Here is a 22,909-nt window from a genome sequence, read left to right as displayed (position 1 = left end):
GCGCACCTAATTCTGAAGGACGGAAGAAACAAGCAGCTGCGTATACGGGTGGTGCGGGTCATCCAGCACGCGGTCGGTCAGGCCGCTCTCCACCACTTGACCCTGTTTCATCACCAGCAGGCGGTCAGCCAGCAAACGCGCCACGCCCAAATCGTGGGTGACGATAATCACCGCCAGGTTTAGCTCACGCACCAGGCCGCGCAGCAAATCGAGCAGGCGCGCCTGCACGGACACATCCAGCCCGCCGGTCGGTTCATCCATAAACACCAGTTTCGGGTGCGTCACCAGGTTGCGGGCGATTTGCAGGCGCTGCTGCATGCCGCCGGAAAACGTGGTTGGCAGGTCGTCGATGCGCGAGGCCGGGATTTCCACTTCTTCCAGCCAGCGCTCGGCGGTAGCACGAATGTCACCGTAGTGACGCGCACCGGTTGCCATTAAACGTTCGCCGATGTTGCCACCCGCCGAAACGTGGCGGCGCAGGCCGTCCATCGCGTGTTGGTGCACCACGCCCCATTCGGTGCGCAGCAGGCGGCGGCGCTCGCCTTCGCTCATGTCGTACAGCGACGAGTCGAGATACACCACTTCACCGTTTTGCGGCGCGAGGCGGGCAGAAATGGATTTCAGCAGCGTGGTTTTGCCAGAGCCAGATTCGCCGACAATCCCCAGCACTTCGCCAGGATAAAGCTCGAATGACACGTCGCTGAAGCCTTTGCCGGGGGCATAAAGGTGCGTCAGGTTATTGACGGAAAGTAACGGTTGAGTCATTTGCTTGCGGCCTCGCTGTTCTGGCGGCAGAAATCGGTATCGGAGCAGACGAACATGCGGCTGCCCGCATCGTCGAGCACCACTTCGTCGAGGTAACTGTGGTGCGAGCCGCAAATCGCGCACGGTTCTTCCCACTCCTGGACGGTAAACGGATGGTCGTCAAAATCGAGGCTTTCGACGCGGGTATACGGGGGCACCGCGTAAATGCGTTTTTCACGCCCGGCACCGAACAGTTGCAGCGCAGGCATCATGTCCATTTTCGGGTTATCGAATTTCGGGATTGGCGACGGGTCCATCACGTAGCGTTCGTTCACTTTCACCGGATAGGCGTAAGTGGTGGCGATGTGGCCGAAACGGGCGATGTCTTCGTACAGTTTCACCTGCATCACGCCGTACTCTTCCAGCGCGTGCATGGTGCGGGTTTCGGTTTCGCGTGGTTCGATAAAACGCAGCGGCTCAGGGATCGGCACCTGGTAAATCAGGATCTGATCTTCGGTGAGCGGCGTTTCCGGGATGCGGTGGCGCGTCTGAATCAGCGTTGCATCGGCGGTGGATTCGGTGGTCGCCACATTGGTTACGCGCTTGAAGAAGTTGCGAATCGACACCGCGTTAGTGGTGTCGTCCGCCCCCTGGTCGATGACTTTCAGCACGTCGTTTTCGCCAATCACGCTTGCGGTGATCTGGATGCCGCCTGTCCCCCAGCCATAAGGCATCGGCATTTCACGCCCGCCAAACGGCACCTGATAACCTGGGATTGCTACCGCTTTCAGAATCGCGCGGCGCAGGGTGCGCTTGGTTTGTTCATCCAGATAAGCAAAGTTGTAGCCCGAGAGTGCCTTAGTCACGATGACGTTCCTTTTGCAGACGTTTAAGCAGTTCCAGTTCGGCCTGGAAATCGACGTAGTGCGGCAGTTTCAGGTGCGAGACAAACCCGGCTGCTTCAACGTTATCAGCGTGGGCCAGTACGAACTCTTCGTCCTGGGCCGGGCCTGTTACTGTTTCGTCGTAGTCCGGGGCTTGCAGCGCGCGGTCAACCAGCGCCATCGCCATCGCTTTGCGTTCGCTCATGCCGAACACCAGCCCGTAACCACGGGTAAAGTGCGGGTCTTCATCCGCGGGGGCGACAAAGCCGTTCACCATTTCACACTCGGTTAGCAGCAGTTCACCGACGTTCACCGCAAAACCCAGCTCTTCCGGCACGATTTCGATATCCACGTAGCCACTACGAATTTCTGCGGCGAACGGGTGGTTGCGCCCGTAACCGCGTTGCGTGGAGTAGGCGAGGGCCAGTAAATAGCCTTCATCGCCGCGCACCAGCTGTTGCAGGCGTGATGAACGCGAGCATGGGTAAACCGGCGGCTGGCGGGTGATGTCGTCAGGTTTTTCGCCGTTATCTTCTTCCGCTTTTGCCAGCCCCTGTTTTGCCAGCAGGCTGAACACGTGCGGCGTGGGTTCGGCATGCTCGTCAGCGGTTTTCAACTGCGGCGCTTCGCCGTTTGCCTGCAAGGTGAAATCCAGCAGGCGATGGGTGTAATCGTAAGTCGGGCCGAGTAACTGCCCGCCGGGTACGTCTTTGTAGACGGCTGAAATGCGGCGTTCGATACGCATTTCAGCGGTGTTCAGCGGTTCGCTCACCGCCAGACGCGGTAGCGTGGTGCGATAGGCGCGCAGCAGGAAGATGGCTTCAACCATATCTCCGCTGGCCTGCTTGATGGCGAGTGCCGCCAGTTCACGGTCGGCAATGCCACCTTCGGTCATCACGCGGTCGACCGCCAGGCCAAGCTGCTGCTCGATTTGCGCGACGCTCAGCTCACTCAGATTCTGATCGCCACGGCGATTGTGTTCCTGAAGTTCGTGGGCGGCGGCAATTGCCTTTTCGCCCCCTTTGACGGCGACGTACATCAGCACACCTCCACATGAGTGGTGCGAGGGATCGCCAGCAGGCGGTCACCGCAGGTCAGGATCAGGTCGATGCCCAGCGGGAACGGGTGCGGGCGCTCGGTTAACTCGTGGATCACGCAGTCTGGCAGTTGCGGGGCAATCATGCGTTCTTCGCGGATGCCCGCGCCGGTTAAGCGCAACATGCGTCCACCACTCAGGCTCGGCACCTGTAAAATCAGTGTCGCGCTGGTGTCGGGGGCCACGTCGGTTCCTTGTGCCAGCGCGTTAAGCTGCCCGGCGGTTATAGTGCTGTCGGCAACGGCGAATTGTGCGTGTTCAGGTGCCTGCGAAATTGGCGTGTTGGTATGAAAACGGACGTTTTGCAATGTCACGTCGTTGCTCAGAGCGTCACTAATCCACACCGGTGTGTCGTTATCGGCAAGGGTCAGCAGTACGCTGGTGGAAGCAATGTTCAGTGGTTTCCAGCCATGTTGCAGTGAATGGAGCGCCACGATAACGCCCGGCTCGCTCATCGCTTTGAGCAGGCGACGGAAGCTCTGTTGTGCATCCTGCACAGGCAGGTTAAAAGCGGTCATCAGGGTCATGCGTTATCTCCGCGAACCAGAGTGAAGAAGTCGACTCGGCTGCTGTTAATTTGGGTACGACGGGCGGCCAGACGTTGTTCACGGTTGGCGGCCAGTGGAGCAATTAAGGTTTCTTGCAATGTCCGGAACTGAACTTGTTCCTGCATCAGCGCGTCGATCACGGCACAGCGTTCGGCGTGGGCTTTATCGCGCCCTGATATGTAGCTGTAACCGTAAGTCCCGTTGGCGAGTTGCACGACCGCACGGGTCAGCGTGGTGTCACCGGCAAAAAAACGTTGCCCGGTGGCGCCCATTCGCGCCTGAATTTGTACCAGGCCTGTTTCCGGCTGACGTATTACCTGATATTCGGGATTGAGTTTTTGTTCTGCCCAAAGTGCTGCCAGTTCTTGAGGCAGGCTGTGAGCGAGCACGGCCATCCACTGCTGGCGCTGTGCGGTATCAAAATGCGTTGCGTCCATTTAGTGCTCCATGGTGAATTCAATCATGTCGGCACGCGTCAGGCTGACGGAGTATTCCGCAGGCATTGCGTGACCTTCACGGTGGTTGAGAGTGCGAACACATAGCAGCGGAGCCAGATTTGGGATCTCCAACAGGCGGCTTTCTTTGGCCTGAGCGCGGCGCGCGCTGATACGTGTTTGGGTGCGTTTGAGGTTGATACCGAGCTGGTCCTGAATCACGTCGTGCAGCGAACCGCTATTAAACTGTTGCATCACGGGCCACCAGGCGAGGTCGGCAAAGTAGTGGTCGATAAGGCACACCGCGATACCGTTAACGCGTCTTAGTGTGCGCAGGTGAATAATGTCATCGCCCTCGGTTACACCCAGCGCATCAGCAACATGGCTTGAAGCCGGGCGCAGTACCGCGAGTAAGCGCTCGCTGGTGGGGTGGCTTCCCTGATCGAGCAGGTTCTGGCTAAAGCGTGCTTGAGAATTTAACGGGTAATCGAATGGGCGCATCAGCACTAACACGCCAATTCCCTGGCGGCGCTGCACCCAGCCTTTTTCGACGAGTTGATCGATGGCGCGACGCAACGTGTGGCGATTCACTTCGTAGCGTGCGGCCAGTTGGCTTTCGGCTGGCAGATAGTCGCCACAGCGGTAGTGGTTACGCAGCTCTACTTCAAGCAGGGCGGCAATTTCCTGGTAACGCGTCGGGTAACTGGTCGGATGTCTGGATAAGTGCATTTTCAACAAAGCCTCGTTAAATGAAATGCTTACGTAACCGTTGCGACATAAAGTCCAGTAGACTTACCGTGACGATGATGATGACCATCAGCGCGCAGGTTTGCTGGAACTGGAATCCACGAATTGCTTCCCAAAGCGTTACGCCAATCCCGCCTGCACCTACCATGCCAACCACCGTTGCCGAACGCACGTTCGACTCAAAGCGATACAGCGAGTAGGAGATAAGCAGCGGCATCACCTGCGGCAGCACGCCGTAGATAATCTCTTCAAGTTTGTTGGCACCGGTGGCGCGAATCCCTTCTACCGGGCCGGGTTCGATGGCTTCCACCGCTTCGGAAAGCAGTTTGGAAAGCACGCCGGTGGTGTGGATGAACAACGCTAATACGCCAGCGAACGGGCCAAGGCCGACGGCGACCACGAACAACATCGCAAAGACCATTTCGTTGATGGCGCGGCAGGCGTCCATCAGGCGGCGCATTGGCTGGTAAACCCACCATGGCACCAGGTTGTCGGCGCACATCAGGCCGCAAGGGATGGAAAGCACGATGGATAGTGCTGTGCCCCAGACGGCGATTTGCAGCGTGACGCCCATTTCGCCCAGATATTGCTGCCATTGGCTGAAATCAGGTGGGAAGAAGTCAGCGGCGAAGGTCGCCATGTTGCCCGCATCGCGGAACAGCGTGAGCGGAGCCATTTCCGCGCCTTGCCAGGAGGCAACGAGTACCGCTAACAAAATCGCCCAGGCCAGTAGCGAGAACCAGCTACGTTTGGGTGTGGCGACTTGAATGGTTTGTTGCATGGGGTGCTCCGTGTTTGGGGCTTTAACCCTCTCCCAGAAGGAGAGGGTTAGGGTTGTTTTTACTGAACCGCTTTATTCACGTTGCTCATCGCAGACAGCGCGGCGGTGAGGCGATCCAAATCACTCAGCTGGTTTTGCAACGCAGTGACTTTGGTCGCTTTCTCAGGCTCGGCTAACCCTTTATTGTCCTTCACGCCTTGCATCTGTTTGAACAGAGCGAGCTGGCGAATCGGCACCAGTTGCAGGTCGCTGGATGGGCGGAACGGCGCCCAGGTCAGGCCTTTGAGCACTGCGGCTTCTTCCGGCGTTTTGCCGTAAGTCATGAAGAAGTCATAGATTTTGTCTTTGGTGGCTTCGGAGAGGTTTTTACGCCACACGATCGGATCGCCTGGGATCAACGGGGATTTCCAGATGACTTTCAGATCTTTGAATTTCTCGGGCGCGGTTTGCTTCAAACGATCGAGGTTTTCAGTGTTGTTGGTCGCCACATCCACTTGCTTGTTGGCCACCGCCAGCGCGTTGGTCTCGTGGTTGGCGTTCACAGAACGTTTGAATTCGTTTGGCGCGGCATTGTTCTTAGCGAAAACGTAGTACCCAGGGACTAAATAACCGGATGTTGAGTTAGGGTCACCGTTGCCGAACGTCAGTTCTTTGCGTTTTGCCAGCATGTCTTGCAGATTGTTGATTGGGCTGTCTTTGTTAACGATAAGCACGCTCCAGTAACCCGGGCTGCCATCTGCCGCTACCGTCTGAGCAAACACCTGGCCGTTAGCGCGGTCTACTGCTTCCATGGCCGAAAGGTTGCCGTACCAGGCGATATCCACCTTGTTAAAGCGCATCCCCTGGATAATCCCGGCGTAATCTGGTGCGAAGAAAGCATTCACTTTCACGCCAAGTTTCTTCTCCATATCCTTCAGGAACGGGTCCCACTGCGGTTTCAGGTTTTGTTGTGATTCAGTCGAGATGATGCCGAAGTTCAGGGACTTTTCTTGTTCATCCGCATGAGCGGTGCTGAACAGAGTGCTGACGCTTAGCAGGCTGGTAAAGGCGAGGGCGGCAACTTTTTTGTAGCTCATGGCTGACTGTTCCTTGAAAGAGATAACAAAGTTGTTAAGCAGCAACCGCGTCAACGCGATTCATGCTGCGGTAAAGATTGCCCAGACGTTCGTTGTCGAACTCAGAGCTACTTCCGTCGTAAAACACATGACCCTGGCGCAGAGCGACAATGCGTTCGCAATAGCGCAGGGCGTAGTCCACCTGATGCAGCGTCACCACAACGGTGATGCCGTCCAGGCGGTTAATGTCGTGCAGCGTTTCCATCACAATGCGTGCTGATTCCGGGTCGAGTGAGGCAATAGGCTCATCGGCGAGAATCACTTTTGCTTGTTGCATCAGCGCACGGGCAATCGCCACGCGCTGTTGTTGCCCACCGGACAGGGTGGAGACGCGTTGATACGCCATTTGCGCCATGCCGACGCGGGTTAGCGCCTGCAACGCACGCTGCTTTTGTTCACGGGAAAACCAGTTGAAACAGGTGCGCCAGAGCGGCGTGGCACCGAGTGCGCCAATCAGCACGTTTTCGAGCACCGTCAGGCGGTTCACCAGGTTGAACTGCTGGAAGATGTAGCCGGTGTGAGCACGACTCTGCCGGATGTCGCTTGCCAGTCGGCCCGCTTTTTGCACGGTGCGGCCAAGCAGCTCAACATGACAATCAGCTGATTTATCAGAAGTAATCAGCCCGCTCAGGTGGCGTAAAAGGGTGGATTTGCCTGAACCAGACGGTCCCAGCAGAGCGACCATCTCACCTTCATTAACTTCCAAATCAACAGCATTTAATGCCTGATGCTGGTTGAAGGTTTTGCTCAATTTGTTGACGCGAATAATTGTTTGCATCATTCAGGCTCCTTAAAAAGTTGCCTCATGGTGCCGATGAAATGTGACGATTTTGTTAAGGATAAGTTTCGGTATGATGAAGAGTGAGTTCCAGCCTGGAAGTCATCAGGCTAATCAACTATTTGTCGTATTGTTTCACGCTTCGTTTTTGTCTTTGCTTACAGGTACCCTTTGGTGTTGGGAAAGCAGCGATGAGCAAAAACATTATTTTTTGTGCCGATGGCACATGGACCGCTCCCGGTGTAGAAAATCAAGCGGATGACGAAGCCGCAGCGAGTAACGTTTATCAATTGTTTGTTGATCTGAAAGGGAATGTTGATAAGCAGAGTTTGTTGTTAGCCAATGAGCAAGAAAAGATCCTTACCAATAGCAGTGGCGGGATCGTTCAAGTTGCCAAGTACATTTATGGGATGGGCGATCCGCATAATGGTCTGGTGAAACGCCTCGGCGGCGCATTTGGCGCCGAATTGATCGTGCCGATCATTCGCGGGTATACCTTTATAAGTCGGCACTGGCAGATGGGCGATCGTATCTATCTGGTTGGATTTAGCCACGGTGCTTATACCGCGCGAGTGCTGGCTCAGATGATTATCGACCGTGGTTTATTAAATCGTGAAAAGCTGAATTTAAGCGCTCGCAATAAAGATGAAGCGTGGCGTTTTGCTTCATCCGTATGGGCGCAATATCTTGCTCATGCTCCGGATATGAGCCCCAGTCTTTTGGGAAGTGTGGTGCGTGAGTTGCCGGGATTTTTCTGTGACAGTGTGGACCCAACCTGCATTTCGCGCCCGCTCTCCATAGAAGCGGTTGCCGTGTGGGAAACCGTTGGGCAGATGGGGATTCCTAAGTATTTCAATGACAAGCGTTACAACGTTTTTCGTTTTAACAATACAGAGCTGCATTCACGGGTTAAATATGGGCTTCAGGCCATCGCCATTGATGAGCAGCGTCTCGATTTAGCGCCGGTGCTGTGGGATAACCGCGATCGTATTTTGCAGGTGATGTTTCCCGGTATTCATCATGATGTTGGTGGGGGCTATATTGGCACGGACGAAGACCGCAGCTTGTCGAACGGCGCGTACCTTTGGATGCATGATGCTCTCGACGATTTGGGCGTAAATCTGGCACCCAGTGAAGTAGTGGCTGACCCACTTGGGCCGCTGCATTGTGACTGGTATCCACCTACGCGTTATTTGCGCATTATGCCCCGACAACTTCCGCCGCCGGTTACCTCATCAACGATGGTCCACCAGTCGGTGATTGAGCGTCTTAGTTGTGGCACAACGCTACTTCAACAGTCGGCAATCAATGGTGAATGGCTAAGCGAATCATATAGGCCGCAGCCTTTGCAGGATTATCTACGCGGCGAGGGTGCAATCCCCATTAACTGGGCGATTGCACGTTAAGGAATGGGAAACTACCGTCTGTTATGGAGCTGACGGTAGTTTCCCAGAGCTTGGTTACATCGGTTTTTCGACATTCACCATCCACGGAATACCGTATTTATCGGTAAGCATGCCGAAACCTTTTGCCCAGAACGTTTCCCCCCACGGCATGGTGACATCGCCACCTGCACTGAGATTATCAAACCAGCGTTGGCCTTCTGCGACATCTGTGGTGGTAAGGCTCAGCGCATAGCCCGTGTGTTTCACTTTATCGGCACACATATTGCCGTCGCTCATCATCACTTCGCCACCGCCAATGCGCACATTGGCATGCATGATTTTATCGTCCGGCCAGTTAAAACCGCTGCTGCATCCTTCAGCCGACTGATTCTCGTCTTTTGGCATTTCGCCAAAAGTCATTTTAAACAGTAACTCAGCACCGACGGCTTGTTTGTAGAACGCTATTGCTTCTTCGCAGGTGCCGTCAAAAAAGATGTAGGGTCCGATAGACATTGTTCGTTCCTCATAATGCGGAGTGCAGAATAAGTTTAGTTGGGGGAGTCTGGGCAAGCCAGGCGGGGAAAGGGGTATCTTATGCCTGGTTCGGTGAGTTTCCGTTCACCTGTACGTTATGCGATCCCACATGAATCTGTGAACGGTGAACGTGCCAAGGAGAGAACGCCCTCTCCTTGGCACGTTCACCGTTTCGGTAAGTACAGGGAACACTGAACGTTTAGTGAACGGAACCTTCTCTGGCTTTGCAGGAACCGCCCCTCAGGGGCAGGGGGAACGAACCTAGTTCTTCTTAACGAACTCAGACTTCAACTTCATTTGCCCAAAACCATCAATTTTACAATCGATGTTATGGTCGCCTTCAACCAGACGGATACCTTTAACTTTAGTACCAATCTTCAACATTGAAGAGCTGCCTTTAACCTTCAGATCTTTAATTACAGTGACGTTATCACCGTCAACTAACAGGTTGCCGTTGGCATCTTTAACAACCAGTTGATCGTTGTCTGCAGCAGGTTCGGCATCATTCCATTCATGTGCACATTCTGGGCAGATAAACATACCGTTGTCTTCGTAGGTGTACTCGGAATTGCATTTAGGGCAATGAGGGAGTGTCATCGTCATATCCTCAAAAATAAGATTTAAAAATTGCGGTTTCCCGCCAAAAGTGGCGTGATTATACATTAAAACCCTACTTTTGTGGGGACGATTGCCGCTATGCCTTGCGCCAGCCAGAATATCGTAATAAGAAAATGCTATTTTAAAACGTTAATCAATTGCCAAATTCGCGATGAAAATACAGAATAAGTTTATAAAAATACGCTATGGTCTTTCTTTCTGGTTATTTAACCAGAAACTCACGCTATGAAAAAATAAGCCTGATTATAATATTGTCGAATAAATGATTTCCGCGCGTAATTATAATTTCCGGTACTGAATAGGCACAAAAAATATAAAGGTTTTTAAAAATCCGGATAATTTGATTTAAGTAAGGATTTTTTATGCACACACAAGCAATATTTGAGTTAAGTCAGGAAGCAGAGCGGTTATTACAACTCGCCCTGCAAAATCTGAATACACTAAAAACAGTTTCTTTTACTACACAGCATGACGTTAATTATTTTGGGCAGTCCCAAGCTGGAGGGGCCGTCCCTGCAAAATTTAGCCCACGCAGCATCCAGGCGCAGCAGGCTATGCTGCAAAATGAGTTACGCAAAATAACTCAGCATGAAATGGTATTAGCGATTGTCGGAACAGTAAAAGCGGGAAAATCGACCACCATTAATGCCATTATTGGGACTGAGGTATTACCTAACCGTAATCGCCCTATGACAGCATTACCGACACTCATTCGTCACACCCCGGGCCAGCGTGAACCCGTGCTGCATTTTCCCTATGTTCAACCCATCGAACAGCTTATGAATACATTGCAAATTCGTTTGCAACAAACCGATCGTGAAACGCTGTCAAAGCACCTGGAAATTGATCGGGATATGACGGGATTATTAACCCGTATTTCCCAAGGGGAATCTTTCGCTAAGCATTATCTTGGTGCCCAACCTATTTTCCATTGCCTGAAAAGCCTTAATGATTTAGTGCGTTTATCGAAAGCACTGGATGTAGCTTTTCCATTTAAGGCCTATGCCGCAATTGAGCATGTTCCTGTTATTGAAGTGGAGTTTGTCCATTTAGCAGGAATGGATAAAGCCTATGGGCAACTGACATTACTGGATACTCCGGGGCCAAACGAAGCCGGGCAGCCGCATCTACAAAAAATGCTTCAGGAGCAGCTGTCGCAGGCTTCTGCTGTGTTGGCGGTATTGGATTACACCCAATTAAAATCCGTTTCCGACGAAGATGTACGTAAAGCGATATTGGGCACCGGGTCATCTGTCCCGCTCTATGCGCTGGTGAATAAATTCGACCAAAAAGACAGAAATGGTGACGATGCAGAACAGGTTAAAGCGTTAATTTCTGGCACGCTCATGAAAGGAACGATTGAGCCTCACCATGTCTTCCCTGTGTCATCGATGTGGGGATATCTGGCTAATCGTGCGCGCCATGAATTGGCATTGCACGGCAAGTTACCGGACCCGAATGAGCAGCGTTGGGTGCAGGATTTTGCTGATATTGCACTGGGCCGCCGCTGGCAAAGTGAGGATTTGGCCGATGCGGGTGCTTTGCGCCAGGCGGCTGAGCTGTTGTGGGAGGACTCGCAGTTTGCTGAGCCAATTCACACGGTGCTTCATGCGGCACATGCCAATGCTTCAATGTACGCACTGCGTTCTGCCTGCCAGAAATTACTGAATTACACGCAGGGTGCGGAGGATTACCTGAATTTCCGCTGCCAGGGCCTGCATATTGCCAGCCAGCAACTGCAGCAGAATATCGCAGCCCTTGAAGATGACATGAGTCTTGCTGCTTCCAGTCAGAAAGCCGCAAACGTCGTTGCGCAGAGCAATACTAAGCTGGCTGTTGAAGCGATGAGTGATTTTATTCGCCGTTATGAACAGCAGATTAATGACAATATTCAGAACTATTTTCAGCATGGAAAAGTACCTGAAAAGCTCCAGCGGCAGGCTTTGTCGTTTGGGACTCAGCGCGGTAATGACTTTGATGCGCGCAATGAAACGCTCAGTTTTGACGATGAAGAATCGGCACAGATTGCGCTGCACAGGATCCGCGCTTCATGCGAAATCATCCTGACCGCCGCGCAGGAAAAGATGACTGAAGAGTTAACCCATCTTTTTAGTTATCTGGAAGTTGAACTGGCAGATACGCTGCGTAACACCCTAAAACCGATAGAGGCTCGCGTTGCACAAGGGTTAGCGCAAGCAGGATTTAGAACCAATATCAGTCTGCCGGTATTTCATGTTGGCTTATTAAACTTCAATGCTAATCAGGCATTTAATGAACTCATTGAAGAGCAGGATATTCCTGTCTCCCAACTGCGACGCCAGGCCGGGATGCGCGGAACGGTTGCGCGCTGGCTTAATAGCGAGGATTGGGGCTGGGAAGGATATACCGTGATGCAAAGTCGCTACGTCATTTCTTTAGCTGATGTACAACGCAAACTGTGTCAACACGTCAGCGATTTCCTGTTGCAGCTTAATCAGAATATGGCCGCGCAAATTGAAATGTCTGTGACTGAAGGAATGGCGGCGTTCTTTGTTGATTTTTCCCAGGCACTGGAAGCGATACGTCTTAACCTGCAACAAAGCCTGGTGGTGCGCCAGCAAAATGAAGAAGCGGTGACCGCTTTGCGCCAACAGCTTCAGCAGTGCGTAAGAATCACACGTTACATCCATGAGGACACCCGCCTGTTGCGGGATGATATTCAGACGCTTTTTACGGTAGAACAGCAATGAGCAGTGTATTACCAGGAACTCAAACTCGCGCTTTGGAGTGTGTTGCAGAGAAATTTGTCGTCGATTTTGCCAGAAACAGCAGTATCTCTCGTGAACCGTGGCGTTCTCAGCAAAGCAAAGCGTATTACCAGAGGCTGACCGGGGAGTTTATCGGCCAGAGCCAGTTGCAGAAGTGGGCAGTGGATGAGGCTCTGCTTGAAAAGCCGGAAGTGATGCTGGCGATGCTTGGGCATCTTTGCCAGCGGGTGGCGAAGAAGCACCTCGCAATTGAGAAAGTATATGAAAGCATCTGTGCCATGGCGTTAACTTCGGCACGGGTGACCAATGACACCTCAGAAGCCCGCAAGCAGCTCATTCAGGTTCAGCAGCAACTGGCGCAGCGTGTCAGTAATCTGGAAACACAATTACAGGGCACCGACCTCACTCACTTGGGCTTCGTACATTGCGAGCAAGTTTTTGCACGCTGGCAGGCTGGGCATTATTTTACCTTTTCTCCCGCTGGTCGCTGCTATGTCGCGTTGCAGGAGCTGTACTGGGGCGCGTTTGGTGACGCGCTGCGCTTTGGCCGTTTATCGCAGGCCACAGAATTAATTGAGCAAGCTCGCGCGCTGGCAATCAGCCAACTCGCCAGCGATGTGAATGCTTCAGCCCGCACGCGCCATTACTACTATGAGTGGCTGATGTTTCCTTCGACAACTGGAATGATGGAAAGCAAAGAAGCTCTGGCGTGGCTTGGCGACGATTGTGACAGTGAGCATCAGCCCGTGAGTTTTGCAACTACCCAAACACACCAGGGCGTTTCACTCGGTATGCCACGTATTTGTTCCGCAATGCGGTTGGGAAGTGCAATGGTGGATGAAGTCTTTATTGATGGTGGATTTGCCAAATAAAGATCTTAATATTCCGGTGTGAGGCTGCTGATGAAAACAATATGCTTTAAAAGCAGCATTTACACTGGTTTTGAAATATATCTAAACGTAGAAGTTTTTCTTATTATGTCGCAAATTTAGATATTAAATTTCAATGATTTTATGAAAAGTAACAGTGCTATCCTTCTGTTTGTAATCACTAATTTATGCCTTGTGTCATTAAACCCCGCAAAAGTACCAGACAATAAAACCAATTCTGTGTTGCGCCTCACTTGCTGCTTTTTCCCACACTCCTCAGAATATATTTTGCCGCATGCTGCGGGTAATCGTGCTTATTACACCAGGGAGATGTGATGAAAAAGATCTTTTTATGCTGCGCTGCTGGAATGTCCACCAGTATGTTAGTGGAAAGAATGAAACAGTCCGCAACCAGCCGAAATATTGAAGTAGAAATTACGGCGGTGCCGGTGTCTGATTTTGACCAAATCATCACGGATGCTGATGTCATTTTGCTTGGGCCACAGGTGAAATTCCAGCTACAGAGTATATCCAGCGCAGCCGCGCCACACGGCGTGCCAGTGGCGGCGATTGATATGATGCTGTACGGCTCAATGCAGGGCGATAAGGTGCTGGATCAGGCCCTGTCTTTATTAAAAAATCCACAATAAGGATGGGTCATGAAATATCGTTTTCCTGAGAATTTCTGGTGGGGTACAGCAACCAGCGCAACACAATCCGAAGGGCATCAGGCCGGAGATGGCAAAGGCGAAAATATTTGGGATTACGCCTCACATAATTTTAACGAACGCTTCTTCGGTGGCGTAACGGCTGACGATACCTCAACTTTTTACCAGAACTATCGGGAAGACATTCAACGCGCCAAAGATATTGGTCTGAATTCCTTTCGTACCTCAATTTCCTGGTCACGCCTTATCCCTGATGGTGACGGGGAAATTAATCCTCAGGCAGTCGATTTTTATAACGCAGTGATTGATGAGCTCAATGCTCAGGGCATCGAGCCGTTTATTAACCTTTATCACTTTGATATGCCAATGGCACTTCAGGAAAAAGGCGGCTTTGAAAACCGTGAGGTTGTGGATGCGTTTGCCCGCTACGCACGGATTTGTTACGAGCTTTTTGGCGACCGGGTGCGCTACTGGTTCACCTTTAACGAACCATTAATTCCTGCTGAAGCGGGCTATTTGCATCCTCGCCATTATCCTTACGTGACCAGTTTCCGCCGTGCTGCGCAAGTACTCCATCATATTGTTTTGGCGCATTGCAAAGCGGTTGCCACCTGGCGCGAGCTCAATATTGCCGGGCAGATTGGCATCATTATGGATGTTATTCCGGTTTATCCACGCAGCGATGCGCCGGAGGACTTACACGCCGCAGAAATGGCCGATCTGTTTTATACCCGCAGTATTAACGAGCCGATTTTGCTTGGGCGCTACCCGGATGAATTGATTGCCATTTTGAAAGAATACGATCAATTGCCGGTCATTCAGCCTGGTGATTGTGAGCTTATTGCCAACACGCGTATCGATTTACTGGGGATAAATTATTATCGCCCGCGCCGTGTTAAAGCGCGTGAAACCCTGCTTGAAGAACCGCATGGTTTTATGCCAGAACGGTTTTTTGAAGAATATATTATGCCGGGGCGCAGGATGAATACCTCGCGTGGTATTGAGATTTATCCTGCGGCACTTTATGACATCGCGATGGTGGTTAAAGACCGTTACGGCAATTTGCCATGGTTTGTCTCGGAAAACGGGATAGGTATTTCTGACGAAGAACAATTCATGGTGAATGGTCAGGTACAAGATGATTACCGGATTGAATTTCTCAAAGAGCATCTGAGTTATTTGCATCAGGCTATGGCTGATGGCAGCAATTGCCTGGGTTATCACATGTGGACGTTTATCGACTGTTGGTCATGGCAAAACGCATATAAAAATCGCTACGGTTTTTATCGTCTGGATTTAGAGACTCAGCAGCGTTCGCTTAAAAAATCAGGCCTGTGGTTCAAGGCTGTGATTGAAAACAACGGATTCGAGGGGGCGAAATAATGTCTTACTTTGAACGACTGGCTGAAAAAATGCTGCCGGTGGCAAATGCGATTGGCAACCAGCGGCATATGCAGGCAATCCGTAATGGTCTTATCTCAATTTTACCGCTGACTATTGTCGGGTCATTCTTCGTTATTTTGCTCAACATCCCGATTAAAGGTTATATGGATTTCATCGCGCCGTATCGCGATATGCTCGATGTGCCGTTCCGTTTTACTGTGGGATTAATGTCGCTGTATGCTGCTTTTACTATCGGTTCGTTCCTCGGTAAAAGTTACAAGCTCAACGATATTACCAGCGGGCTGTTGGCGATGCTGGCGACCTTGCTGATGATTGTGCCCGTCAATATCAAAGAAGGCATTACCGTTGCCGGAGACGCGGTCTCCGGGCGTTATATTCCCATTACGTCGCTAAGTTCTCAGGGGCTGTTTGGCGCGATTATTTCATCATTGATTGCTATCGAGATTTACCGTTTTATTAAAGTCAGAAATATTGAAATCAAAATGCCAGAGGGCGTGCCGCCAGTGGTGGCTAGTTCGTTTTCAGCGCTATTTCCGACACTCGCGGTAGTGTTGATCTTCTGGATCCCGCGTCACTTTTTGAATATCGATATTAACGCCATCATCAGTTACATCATCATGCCGCTCAAAGGGTTTATGACCGGTACGAATCTGTTTGGCGGCATTGTTACGCAGTTCTTTATCGATCTGTTCTGGGTATTCGGTATTCATGGCCATGCGGTAATGGGGCCACTGATTCGCCCACTTTGGGATCAGGCGATTGTGCAGAATATGGAGATGTTCCAGGCGGGAACCAGTGCTTACGAGCTGCCAAATATTTTCACCGAGCAGTTCTTCCAGTGGTATGCGCAGATGGGCGGCACTGGCTCGACGCTTGCGCTAGTTGTGCTGTTTATTCGTTCTAAAGCTGCTTATCTGAAATCGTTGGGGAAACTCTCCTTTATTCCGGGGCTGTTTAACATCAACGAACCGATGATTTTCGGCGCGCCAATAGTGATGAACCCGATTCTGGCTGTTCCCTTTATTCTTGCGCCGATGGCAAACACCATAGTGGTGTATCTGTTTACCATCACCGGAATTATTCCGCGCATGATGGTGAAACCACCATTCACCATCCCTGCTCCGTTAGGGGCATTGATCACCTCAAACTGGAATCTGGTCGCCTGTGGGCTGGTGTTCGTCTGCTTCTTTATTTCACTGGCTATCTACTATCCATTCTTCAAGGTTTACGAGAAAAAGATGCTGGAAACCGAGCAGCAACAGCGCGAAGAAGAAGAGAAGGCGAAACAGCTGGCGAATGCCTAAAACACCCTTCCCATTTTCTGTGAAAGCGGGCTAAAGAGCTCACGGTGTAATGGACAGCCGTAACTAATCTTTAAGTACCGCCCCCATCCTCTCCCAATGGGAAAGGATGGGGGGATAATATTGAAATAATTAACACTTTTATTTAAGACCTTGCCTGAATAATTGAAATCCTATTCCTACGCATGTAATCAAAAATATGATCGACATCATCTATACCCGTCATACTTCAAATTGCATGTGCGTTGGCTTTCCTCGCTCACCCCAGTCACTTACTTGAGTAAATTCCTGAGGATTCACTGCGTTGCCGCCTTCCTGCAAAACGAATTTTTTAGGGTATGAATTAGGATTAACCTATTTATTAAAAAGGTAGATTAAATCAATAAAATTGATTTTCTGTTGGTTTTTTACTCATGGTGTAAATATTTTAGAACACTTGGTCGGGCAAGTTATAATTTAATCTAACTCAGATTCACCTCTAAACGTAATAATATTACCGGCCTCGCTATTCTTTTCTACACCAGGATTTTATAACGCAATGAACGCGATAATCGTTGACGATCACCCTTTGGCGCGCATAGCCATTCGAAATTTGCTCGATACCAACGGTATCACGGTCACCACTGAGCTCGACAGTGGTGAGTATGCGGTACAAACCGTCGAGAAACTCAAGCCTGAACTGTTAATTATCGATGTTGATATTCCCTGCATCAGCGGCATTGAAGTGCTGGAACAGCTACGTAAACGGCACTACGTGGGCATCATTATTATCATCTCTGCTAAGAATGAATTGTTCTACGGTAAACGCAGTGCTGAATGCGGTGCTAACGGCTTTGTTAGCAAAAAAGAGGGCATGAATAATATCCTCGCGGCTATCGAGGCTGCAAAAAATGGCTACAGCTATTTCCCATTCTCACTCGAGCGCTTCAGCGGTGCCGCGAGGACAGAACAGGACAAGCTGGATACGTTATCTACCCAGGAAATGAAAGTATTACGTTATATTCTCAATGGTATTGATTACACGACCATTGCCAGCAAAATGAATATCAGTAATAAAACCGTCAGCACCTATAAAAGTCGCTTAATGGAAAAGTTAGATTGTTCCTCATTAATGGAACTTTATGATTATGCGCAAAGAAATAAAATAGGGTAATAATATGCGGTTTCTATTATATGTTTATCTGGCAGCAATGTTTTTCTTGAACATTTTTTCAGCCTACGGTGCTTCTCAGTTAATTGAGCTGAAAAGTAATTATCAACCATCGGCACTGGATATTCGTTTAAGTGCCGATGAGTCGCGCTGGCTGGCACGGAATAATAATCTGACAGTCGGCACCTGGCTGCCGGAAGTTTCCCCGATAGATTATGAAAGTGGTGGCGAACATTATCAGGGTGTTAATGCTGATTATCTCGCGCTATTACAAAAAAACCTGAATGTTAAAGTCGCTATCAAACAGTACGATAGCGAAAAAGAAGCCCTGGCAGCGCTCTCCCGGAACGAAGTGGATACTCTGCTCACTCAGTTATCTCAGCGCGAGGAAGTGGGGAGCGACTTGCTGCGAACCTCAGCGTTGATCAAGACCTGGCCAACACTGGTCACCTCCCTCAAAAACACCTTACTGCCGCTGGCAACAAATAAAAAAGTCACCCTTGCTTGCGTGCGTGATTGTTCATTTCTCGATGTGATTAAGGTGGCTTTTCCTAACGCAAAAATCACCTTTTACGATAGCGACTATCAGGCGCTGTCGTCCGTGATGTCAGGTCTTAACCAATATTTTATTGGTAATAATGTCACCACCGGTAATTGCATCTCGAAATATTTCTCACAATCGCTGGTTATCACGCACTACTTTAACAAGCAGGAGCAATATAACTATTTTGTCACCCGCCAGAATCAGCCGCTGTTGCGAAACGTCCTGGAAAGTTTTATTAGCGCAATTAGCAATGAAACCCATATGCGGGTCATGCAGAACTGGCTAAATCGCGGCAACCTTTCTTACCTGAATACCCCGATACCGTTCAGCAGCGAGGAAAAGAGTTGGCTTAAAAAGCACCCTAAAATCCGCGTGTTGGTGAATCCAAACTACCCGCCGTTTACGCTTATCGATCATGACGGCGAGCTGCGCGGCATCATGGCGGATTTGCTCAATATCGTCCAACTGCAAACCGGCCTTGAGTTTCAGCCAGTTATCGTTAATTCCAATAGAGAAATGGCTGAAAAAATGGTGCCGGGTCAGTGGGATATGATCCCAGCCGCCACCCTCAGTAATCAGCCACAGAAATTTATCTCGTTTAGCGATCCGTTGATGAATGTCTCTTTCGTACTGGTTACCGCACACCGAGAAAATGCCAACGTAATGCTGGCAAAACCCCGGCATATCGCCGTGGCAGCGGGGCATATTTTGACGCACGACCTCAAGCTTCGTTTCCCACAGGCGACGTGGATTGAAACGGATAATGTCAAAGTGGCGATGAAAATGGTCGAGGAGGGGGAGGTTGATGCGGCGATAACCACCGAGCTTTCCGCTCGTTACATGATTGACCATTATTATCCGCAAAATATGCACTATACCCGGCTGCCAGGTATGCCCAGCGCGGCTCTTAGTTTTGCGATGGCGCGCGATGAGCCTGAACTGAAGTCTATTTTAGGCAAAGCGCTGCAAGCCATTCCTCCGCGCGAAATTCTGCAAATGACGGAGAAGTGGTCGAAGATTTCCAGCGTGCAGATTGATACCTGGAGCCTTTACAGCAAACAGTTCTATCAGTTGGTTCTCTTCGCGCTGATGCTTATCGCCATCAGCCTGGGATGGGGGCTATCGCTTTCGCGTGAAGTGCGTAAAAGAAAGCAATCACAGCGCCAACTCGAAGAGCAGCTGCATCTTAAAGAGGCACTATCTCACGAACTGGAGGCTGAAAAAGATAAAGCGATTCAGGCCACTAAAGCGAAAAGTCGTTTCCTTGCGAGTATGAGCCATGAGTTACGCACGCCCGTCAGTTCTATTGTGGGTTTCTTAGAATTGCTGTCGAGTTCGGATCTCAGCTCCAGCCAACGCAAAGAGGCGATAGCGCTTGCCGGGGCGACGGCACAATCGCTGCTGGGGTTGATTGGTAAGATCCTTGATGTCGATAAAATTGAGTCAGGTAAATATCAAATTGCCCCACAGTGGACTGATTTAACTCAGCTTATCGACCTGCAATGTCACTCGTTTGATGCGCTGGCACGGCAAAAGGGTATTACGCTGCGCTGCGTTAGCCATTTGGCAGCCGATGATCGGGTGCTGGTCGATCCGCAGGCTTTGCGGCAAATCCTCACCAATTTGGTCGGTAATGCGCTGAAGTTTACTGAACAAGGGCATATTCAGGTGTCTGCTCGCCTGATCCCCGAAATGGATAAACACGGCACGTTAGTGATTACGGTAAGTGATACCGGTTGCGGGATTAGCCCGGAAGAGCAGGAAACGTTATTTCACCGCTACGTTCAGGCACGTCAGGGACGCGAACAGACGGGTTCCGGTTTGGGATTGGTTATCTGTAAAGAATTGGTCACGCTGATGGGAGGTACGCTTGAAATGAACAGCCGCCAGTCGCTGGGTACCACTTTTACGATCACGCTTGCGGTTGAAACTGCTCAACAATCGCTAACGCCAACGCGCGATACACCTGCGGCACTGTCGCCATTGCCGCGCTTGTCGATTCTGATTGCAGACGATAACCCAACTAATCGCCTGCTACTCAAACGGCAGTTAAATACCATTGGTTTCAATGTTGATGAAGCTTGTGATGGTGAGGAGGCAGAAGCCAAAATCCTCAGCAAGCAGTACGACTTGTTGATAACTGACGTGAATATGCCAAAAAAAGATGGCCTTGAACTGGCTGCGTCGTTACGTCGTCAAAATCAGCGGCTGCAAATCTGGGGGCTTACTGCAAGTGCCTTGCCTCAGTCACGCGAACAGTGCCTGGAAAGTGGGATGAATCAGTGCCTGTTTAAGCCGGTATCGATTCAAACGCTGACCCATGAGCTCAGCAAACTTGATATTGGCCGTTCAATGCCTTGCGTTACCCGGCATTTGAAACTCAGTATTTTGACCGCGAATACTGGGGGGGATCGGAAGTTGATGAATGAAATTCTGGATACCTTCCGCGAAGCTTCGGCAAATGATTTGCAGGCTGCTGTGCGTTCAATAGAAGAAGATGAACCGCAGATGTTTTTGCATGCGCTACATCGTCTGCATGGCTCAGCGCAAATACTGGAAATCACTGCTTTGCAGAAACTTTGTGAACCCTTTGAGTCACGTCGCCATGATTCGCTACCCCTTGAGGAGCGACGGGAGGCGTTAGAGGAAATTGCGACAGTTATGAGGGAAATCGAGGTGGAGATAGAGAGCTTGATGAGCCACTGAGATTGAATGGTCGGGCAGTTATCGCCCGACCATTCCCCGCGTGCACTCTCAATACAAACGCAGATTAGTTGCTGGCAGCGAACATTTCGCTATCAACCACGATACCGTCTTCAGCACCTTTCAGTACCAAATTCGCCTCGTAGTATTTACCGTCTGCCAGCAGTTTTTTGGCCTGAGCAACCGCTTTACGGGTCTGGTTAAGTGGCATCAGATACTGATTTTCCATCACGCCAATACCAGCCAGACGTAAGGTATCCATCGCACCTTTCTGGTCACCTTTTGCCAGTTTTTCATTAGCAGATTTGATGGCGGTCTCTTTTGCTGGAGTCGCAATATAGTCTTCAGACAGCGCTACGGTTGCGTTAATGATCACGTATTGATCGTCGATCATTTTCGCTTTGGCATCGGTTTTGACAAATTTCTTCCAGTCAGCGCTGTCATCTTTGAGCAAAGTTGCTGCGTCGTCGGTCAATTTCTTCGCGCTGGCGGGTTCACCGTGGAATAGCGCCAGGCGTGCAAACTGAATATCACGCATTGCATTGGCACCCTGAACCGCAACTTGCATTACATCAGCCGCTTCTTTTTGGATTTGTGCGGTTGCCGCAGCGGTCTGTGTTGGGGTTGCAGTCGCTGCTGCTAATACAGGTGTAGAACTCATCATGGTTGCCAACAGACCTGCCAGAATTAATTTTTTCATTATCTTCTCCTTAATAAAATAGGTGTTCATCACCAAACGCCACCAGAATAAAAAATAAGTGTCACAATGAAAATCAGAGCGCCGAATGAATAATGCAAGCTGAGTCTGACATATGTCAGAAGACGCAGACAGATGTCAGACTCAGCGTATAACAATGACTCTTCACTCTTATTTACTCCGCAGCCAGGTGGGGACTACCATTTCAACCATTGAAATTACGGCGGAGATAATATGTTCATCTTTAACCAATATAGAATGAAGGCGCTGAGCGAAGCTTCTCGTCTTTATTATAAAAAACATGCTCTGGTCATGGCGGTGCTGCTGCTTATATGTGGCGCTTGCTGTCTTATCTATCCATTTATGTCAGGACTGTATCTCAGTTATATCATTGGCATGATGTTTATGATTTGCGGCTTTTATACTCTTTACTGCCTGGTTGTCTTTCGCCAACAGCACTGGAAATCAAAATTTGTCAGTGCGATTTTCGCTCTAGCCTGGTTGTTGTTGGGTTACAGCTTCGTCGCCAATCCCATGGTTGGGATGAATTCTCTATCGATAATATTTTGTTGTCTGTTCATTATCGGTGGCGTTTCACGCATCGTTTCTGGCTTCACCATGCGCGGGCGTTCCGGGGCTGTCTGGAACATTTTTATCGGTATTTTTGACCTGCTGATTGCCGCCATATGGCTGGGCATGAACCCTGAGCAGTCTTATCTATTCACCACTGCTTTTATTGGCCTGGAGATGATCTTCAGCGCCGGGAGTTTTATCTCTTTGCGTAAGAAATTGGCGCTGGCACAACCTAAACGACTGGCGTCAAAAGATTCAAAATAACTACTGGAATAATTTATGAATATTAAAGTAAGTATCTCGATAATTATTGCTGCTGCGGCTCTTTCTACTTCTATTAATTCTGCTTTTGCGGAGCAAGAAACGACGCCACAAAATATGACTTGTCAGGAGTTTATGGATATGAATCCGAAATCCATGACGCCAATCGCCTTTTGGGTAGTCAATAGAAATACCGATTTTAAAGGTGGCGATTATGTTCACTGGCATGAGGTCGAAACCGTAGCGGTGCCGAAAATATTCAAGCAATGTCAAAAAACACCGCATGCCAAACTGGGTGAAATAACTCCAGCCCTAAAGTAACTGAATA

Annotated in this window: 22 protein-coding genes; 10 read left to right on the top strand and 12 right to left on the bottom strand. The window is 50.1% G+C overall.

All coding sequences use genetic code 11. The features are described 5' to 3' along the window. Positions 1–6: 6 nt before the first annotated feature. Genes phnK through phnC form a run of 9 tightly spaced genes read right to left on the bottom strand, consistent with a single transcriptional unit; the run spans position 7 to position 7,127 of the window. Complete coding sequence (gene phnK / locus LVQ77_RS14130; RefSeq protein ID WP_120064682.1) at positions 7–765, bottom strand: phosphonate C-P lyase system protein PhnK; 759 nt, start codon at positions 763–765, stop codon at positions 7–9. Next, positions 762–1,610, bottom strand: a complete 849-nt coding sequence (locus LVQ77_RS14125) for an alpha-D-ribose 1-methylphosphonate 5-phosphate C-P-lyase PhnJ (protein ID WP_232904721.1) — start codon at positions 1,608–1,610, stop codon at positions 762–764. The genes phnK and LVQ77_RS14125 overlap by 4 nt, the downstream gene beginning before the upstream one ends. Next, positions 1,603–2,667, bottom strand: a complete 1,065-nt coding sequence (locus tag LVQ77_RS14120; protein WP_232904720.1) for a carbon-phosphorus lyase complex subunit — start codon at positions 2,665–2,667, stop codon at positions 1,603–1,605. The genes LVQ77_RS14125 and LVQ77_RS14120 overlap by 8 nt, the downstream gene beginning before the upstream one ends. Further along, a complete protein-coding gene (gene phnH / locus LVQ77_RS14115) occupies positions 2,667–3,251 on the bottom strand; it encodes a phosphonate C-P lyase system protein PhnH (RefSeq protein WP_232904719.1) in 585 nt (194 codons plus the stop codon). The genes LVQ77_RS14120 and phnH overlap by 1 nt, the downstream gene beginning before the upstream one ends. After that, positions 3,248–3,709, bottom strand: a complete 462-nt coding sequence (gene phnG, locus LVQ77_RS14110; RefSeq protein ID WP_151994176.1) for a phosphonate C-P lyase system protein PhnG — start codon at positions 3,707–3,709, stop codon at positions 3,248–3,250. The genes phnH and phnG overlap by 4 nt, the downstream gene beginning before the upstream one ends. Continuing rightward, on the bottom strand, positions 3,710–4,435 hold the full coding sequence (phnF, locus tag LVQ77_RS14105) for a phosphonate metabolism transcriptional regulator PhnF (RefSeq protein ID WP_232904718.1): 726 nt from the start codon (positions 4,433–4,435) through the stop codon (positions 3,710–3,712). A gap of 16 nt (positions 4,436–4,451) precedes the next feature. Next, positions 4,452–5,234: a phosphonate ABC transporter, permease protein PhnE gene (gene phnE / locus LVQ77_RS14100; RefSeq protein WP_232865410.1), complete on the bottom strand. Its 783-nt coding sequence runs from the start codon at positions 5,232–5,234 to the stop codon at positions 4,452–4,454. A gap of 59 nt (positions 5,235–5,293) precedes the next feature. After that, positions 5,294–6,310 carry a phosphonate ABC transporter substrate-binding protein gene (phnD, locus tag LVQ77_RS14095; RefSeq protein ID WP_151994173.1) on the bottom strand — a complete coding sequence of 339 codons (1,017 nt, stop codon included), beginning with the start codon at positions 6,308–6,310 and terminating at the stop codon, positions 5,294–5,296. Between the two features lie 34 nt (positions 6,311–6,344). After that, positions 6,345–7,127: a phosphonate ABC transporter ATP-binding protein gene (phnC, locus tag LVQ77_RS14090; protein WP_232904768.1), complete on the bottom strand. Its 783-nt coding sequence runs from the start codon at positions 7,125–7,127 to the stop codon at positions 6,345–6,347. Positions 7,128–7,318: 191 nt separating this feature from the next. Between phnC and LVQ77_RS14085 the strand changes: the two genes are divergently transcribed. Further along, on the top strand, positions 7,319–8,533 hold the full coding sequence (locus tag LVQ77_RS14085) for a phospholipase effector Tle1 domain-containing protein (RefSeq protein ID WP_232904717.1): 1,215 nt from the start codon (positions 7,319–7,321) through the stop codon (positions 8,531–8,533). 54 nt (positions 8,534–8,587) lie between these two features. Here the strand turns inward: LVQ77_RS14085 and yjdN are convergent, their stop codons facing one another. Together yjdN and LVQ77_RS14075 are read right to left on the bottom strand one after the other, a co-directional pair. Further along, positions 8,588–9,025, bottom strand: a complete 438-nt coding sequence (yjdN, locus tag LVQ77_RS14080; RefSeq protein WP_151994171.1) for a VOC family metalloprotein YjdN — start codon at positions 9,023–9,025, stop codon at positions 8,588–8,590. A gap of 282 nt (positions 9,026–9,307) precedes the next feature. Beyond that, positions 9,308–9,643: a zinc ribbon domain-containing protein YjdM gene (locus tag LVQ77_RS14075; RefSeq protein WP_034457014.1), complete on the bottom strand. Its 336-nt coding sequence runs from the start codon at positions 9,641–9,643 to the stop codon at positions 9,308–9,310. A gap of 383 nt (positions 9,644–10,026) precedes the next feature. Between LVQ77_RS14075 and LVQ77_RS14070 the strand changes: the two genes are divergently transcribed. The 7 genes from LVQ77_RS14070 (at position 10,027) to LVQ77_RS14040 (ending at position 21,053) form a co-directional block, all read left to right on the top strand. Next, positions 10,027–12,393, top strand: coding sequence for a dynamin family protein (locus tag LVQ77_RS14070; protein ID WP_232904716.1), 2,367 nt, complete (start codon positions 10,027–10,029; stop codon positions 12,391–12,393). Next, positions 12,390–13,283, top strand: a complete 894-nt coding sequence (locus LVQ77_RS14065) for a diguanylate cyclase regulator RdcB family protein (protein WP_232904715.1) — start codon at positions 12,390–12,392, stop codon at positions 13,281–13,283. Before LVQ77_RS14070 ends, LVQ77_RS14065 begins: the two co-directional genes overlap by 4 nt. Before the next feature lie 332 nt (positions 13,284–13,615). Next, on the top strand, positions 13,616–13,930 hold the full coding sequence (locus LVQ77_RS14060) for a PTS sugar transporter subunit IIB (RefSeq protein ID WP_232904714.1): 315 nt from the start codon (positions 13,616–13,618) through the stop codon (positions 13,928–13,930). A 9-nt stretch (positions 13,931–13,939) separates the two neighbouring features. Beyond that, complete coding sequence (locus LVQ77_RS14055) at positions 13,940–15,331, top strand: glycoside hydrolase family 1 protein (protein WP_232904713.1); 1,392 nt, start codon at positions 13,940–13,942, stop codon at positions 15,329–15,331. Then, positions 15,331–16,656 (top strand): PTS sugar transporter subunit IIC, encoded by a 1,326-nt coding sequence (locus LVQ77_RS14050; RefSeq protein ID WP_064515507.1) that lies wholly within the window; start codon positions 15,331–15,333, stop codon positions 16,654–16,656. Before LVQ77_RS14055 ends, LVQ77_RS14050 begins: the two co-directional genes overlap by 1 nt. Positions 16,657–17,191: 535 nt before the next feature. Continuing rightward, positions 17,192–17,806 (top strand): acid-sensing system DNA-binding response regulator EvgA, encoded by a 615-nt coding sequence (gene evgA / locus LVQ77_RS14045; RefSeq protein WP_232865416.1) that lies wholly within the window; start codon positions 17,192–17,194, stop codon positions 17,804–17,806. Between the two features lie 4 nt (positions 17,807–17,810). Further along, positions 17,811–21,053 carry an ATP-binding protein gene (locus LVQ77_RS14040; RefSeq protein ID WP_232904712.1) on the top strand — a complete coding sequence of 1,081 codons (3,243 nt, stop codon included), beginning with the start codon at positions 17,811–17,813 and terminating at the stop codon, positions 21,051–21,053. Between the two features lie 64 nt (positions 21,054–21,117). Here LVQ77_RS14040 and LVQ77_RS14035 read toward each other — a convergent pair whose 3' ends face one another. Further along, positions 21,118–21,750: a YfdX family protein gene (locus tag LVQ77_RS14035; protein ID WP_370645042.1), complete on the bottom strand. Its 633-nt coding sequence runs from the start codon at positions 21,748–21,750 to the stop codon at positions 21,118–21,120. Between the two features lie 231 nt (positions 21,751–21,981). On the opposite strand from LVQ77_RS14035, the gene LVQ77_RS14030 reads away from it, so the two are divergent. Continuing rightward, positions 21,982–22,584: an HdeD family acid-resistance protein gene (locus LVQ77_RS14030; protein WP_232904710.1), complete on the top strand. Its 603-nt coding sequence runs from the start codon at positions 21,982–21,984 to the stop codon at positions 22,582–22,584. Positions 22,585–22,599: 15 nt separating this feature from the next. Next, positions 22,600–22,902, top strand: a complete 303-nt coding sequence (gene hdeB, locus LVQ77_RS14025) for an acid-activated periplasmic chaperone HdeB (RefSeq protein WP_064515517.1) — start codon at positions 22,600–22,602, stop codon at positions 22,900–22,902. The last annotated feature ends 7 nt before the right edge of the window (positions 22,903–22,909 follow it).

Origin of the sequence: Buttiauxella cochleicola, assembly GCF_021282435.1 — a bacterium.
In the GTDB taxonomy this organism is placed as follows: domain Bacteria; phylum Pseudomonadota; class Gammaproteobacteria; order Enterobacterales; family Enterobacteriaceae; genus Buttiauxella; species Buttiauxella massiliensis.
Note: the sequence above shows the minus strand (reverse complement) of the source record. Positions and strands in the feature narration are given on the sequence as shown.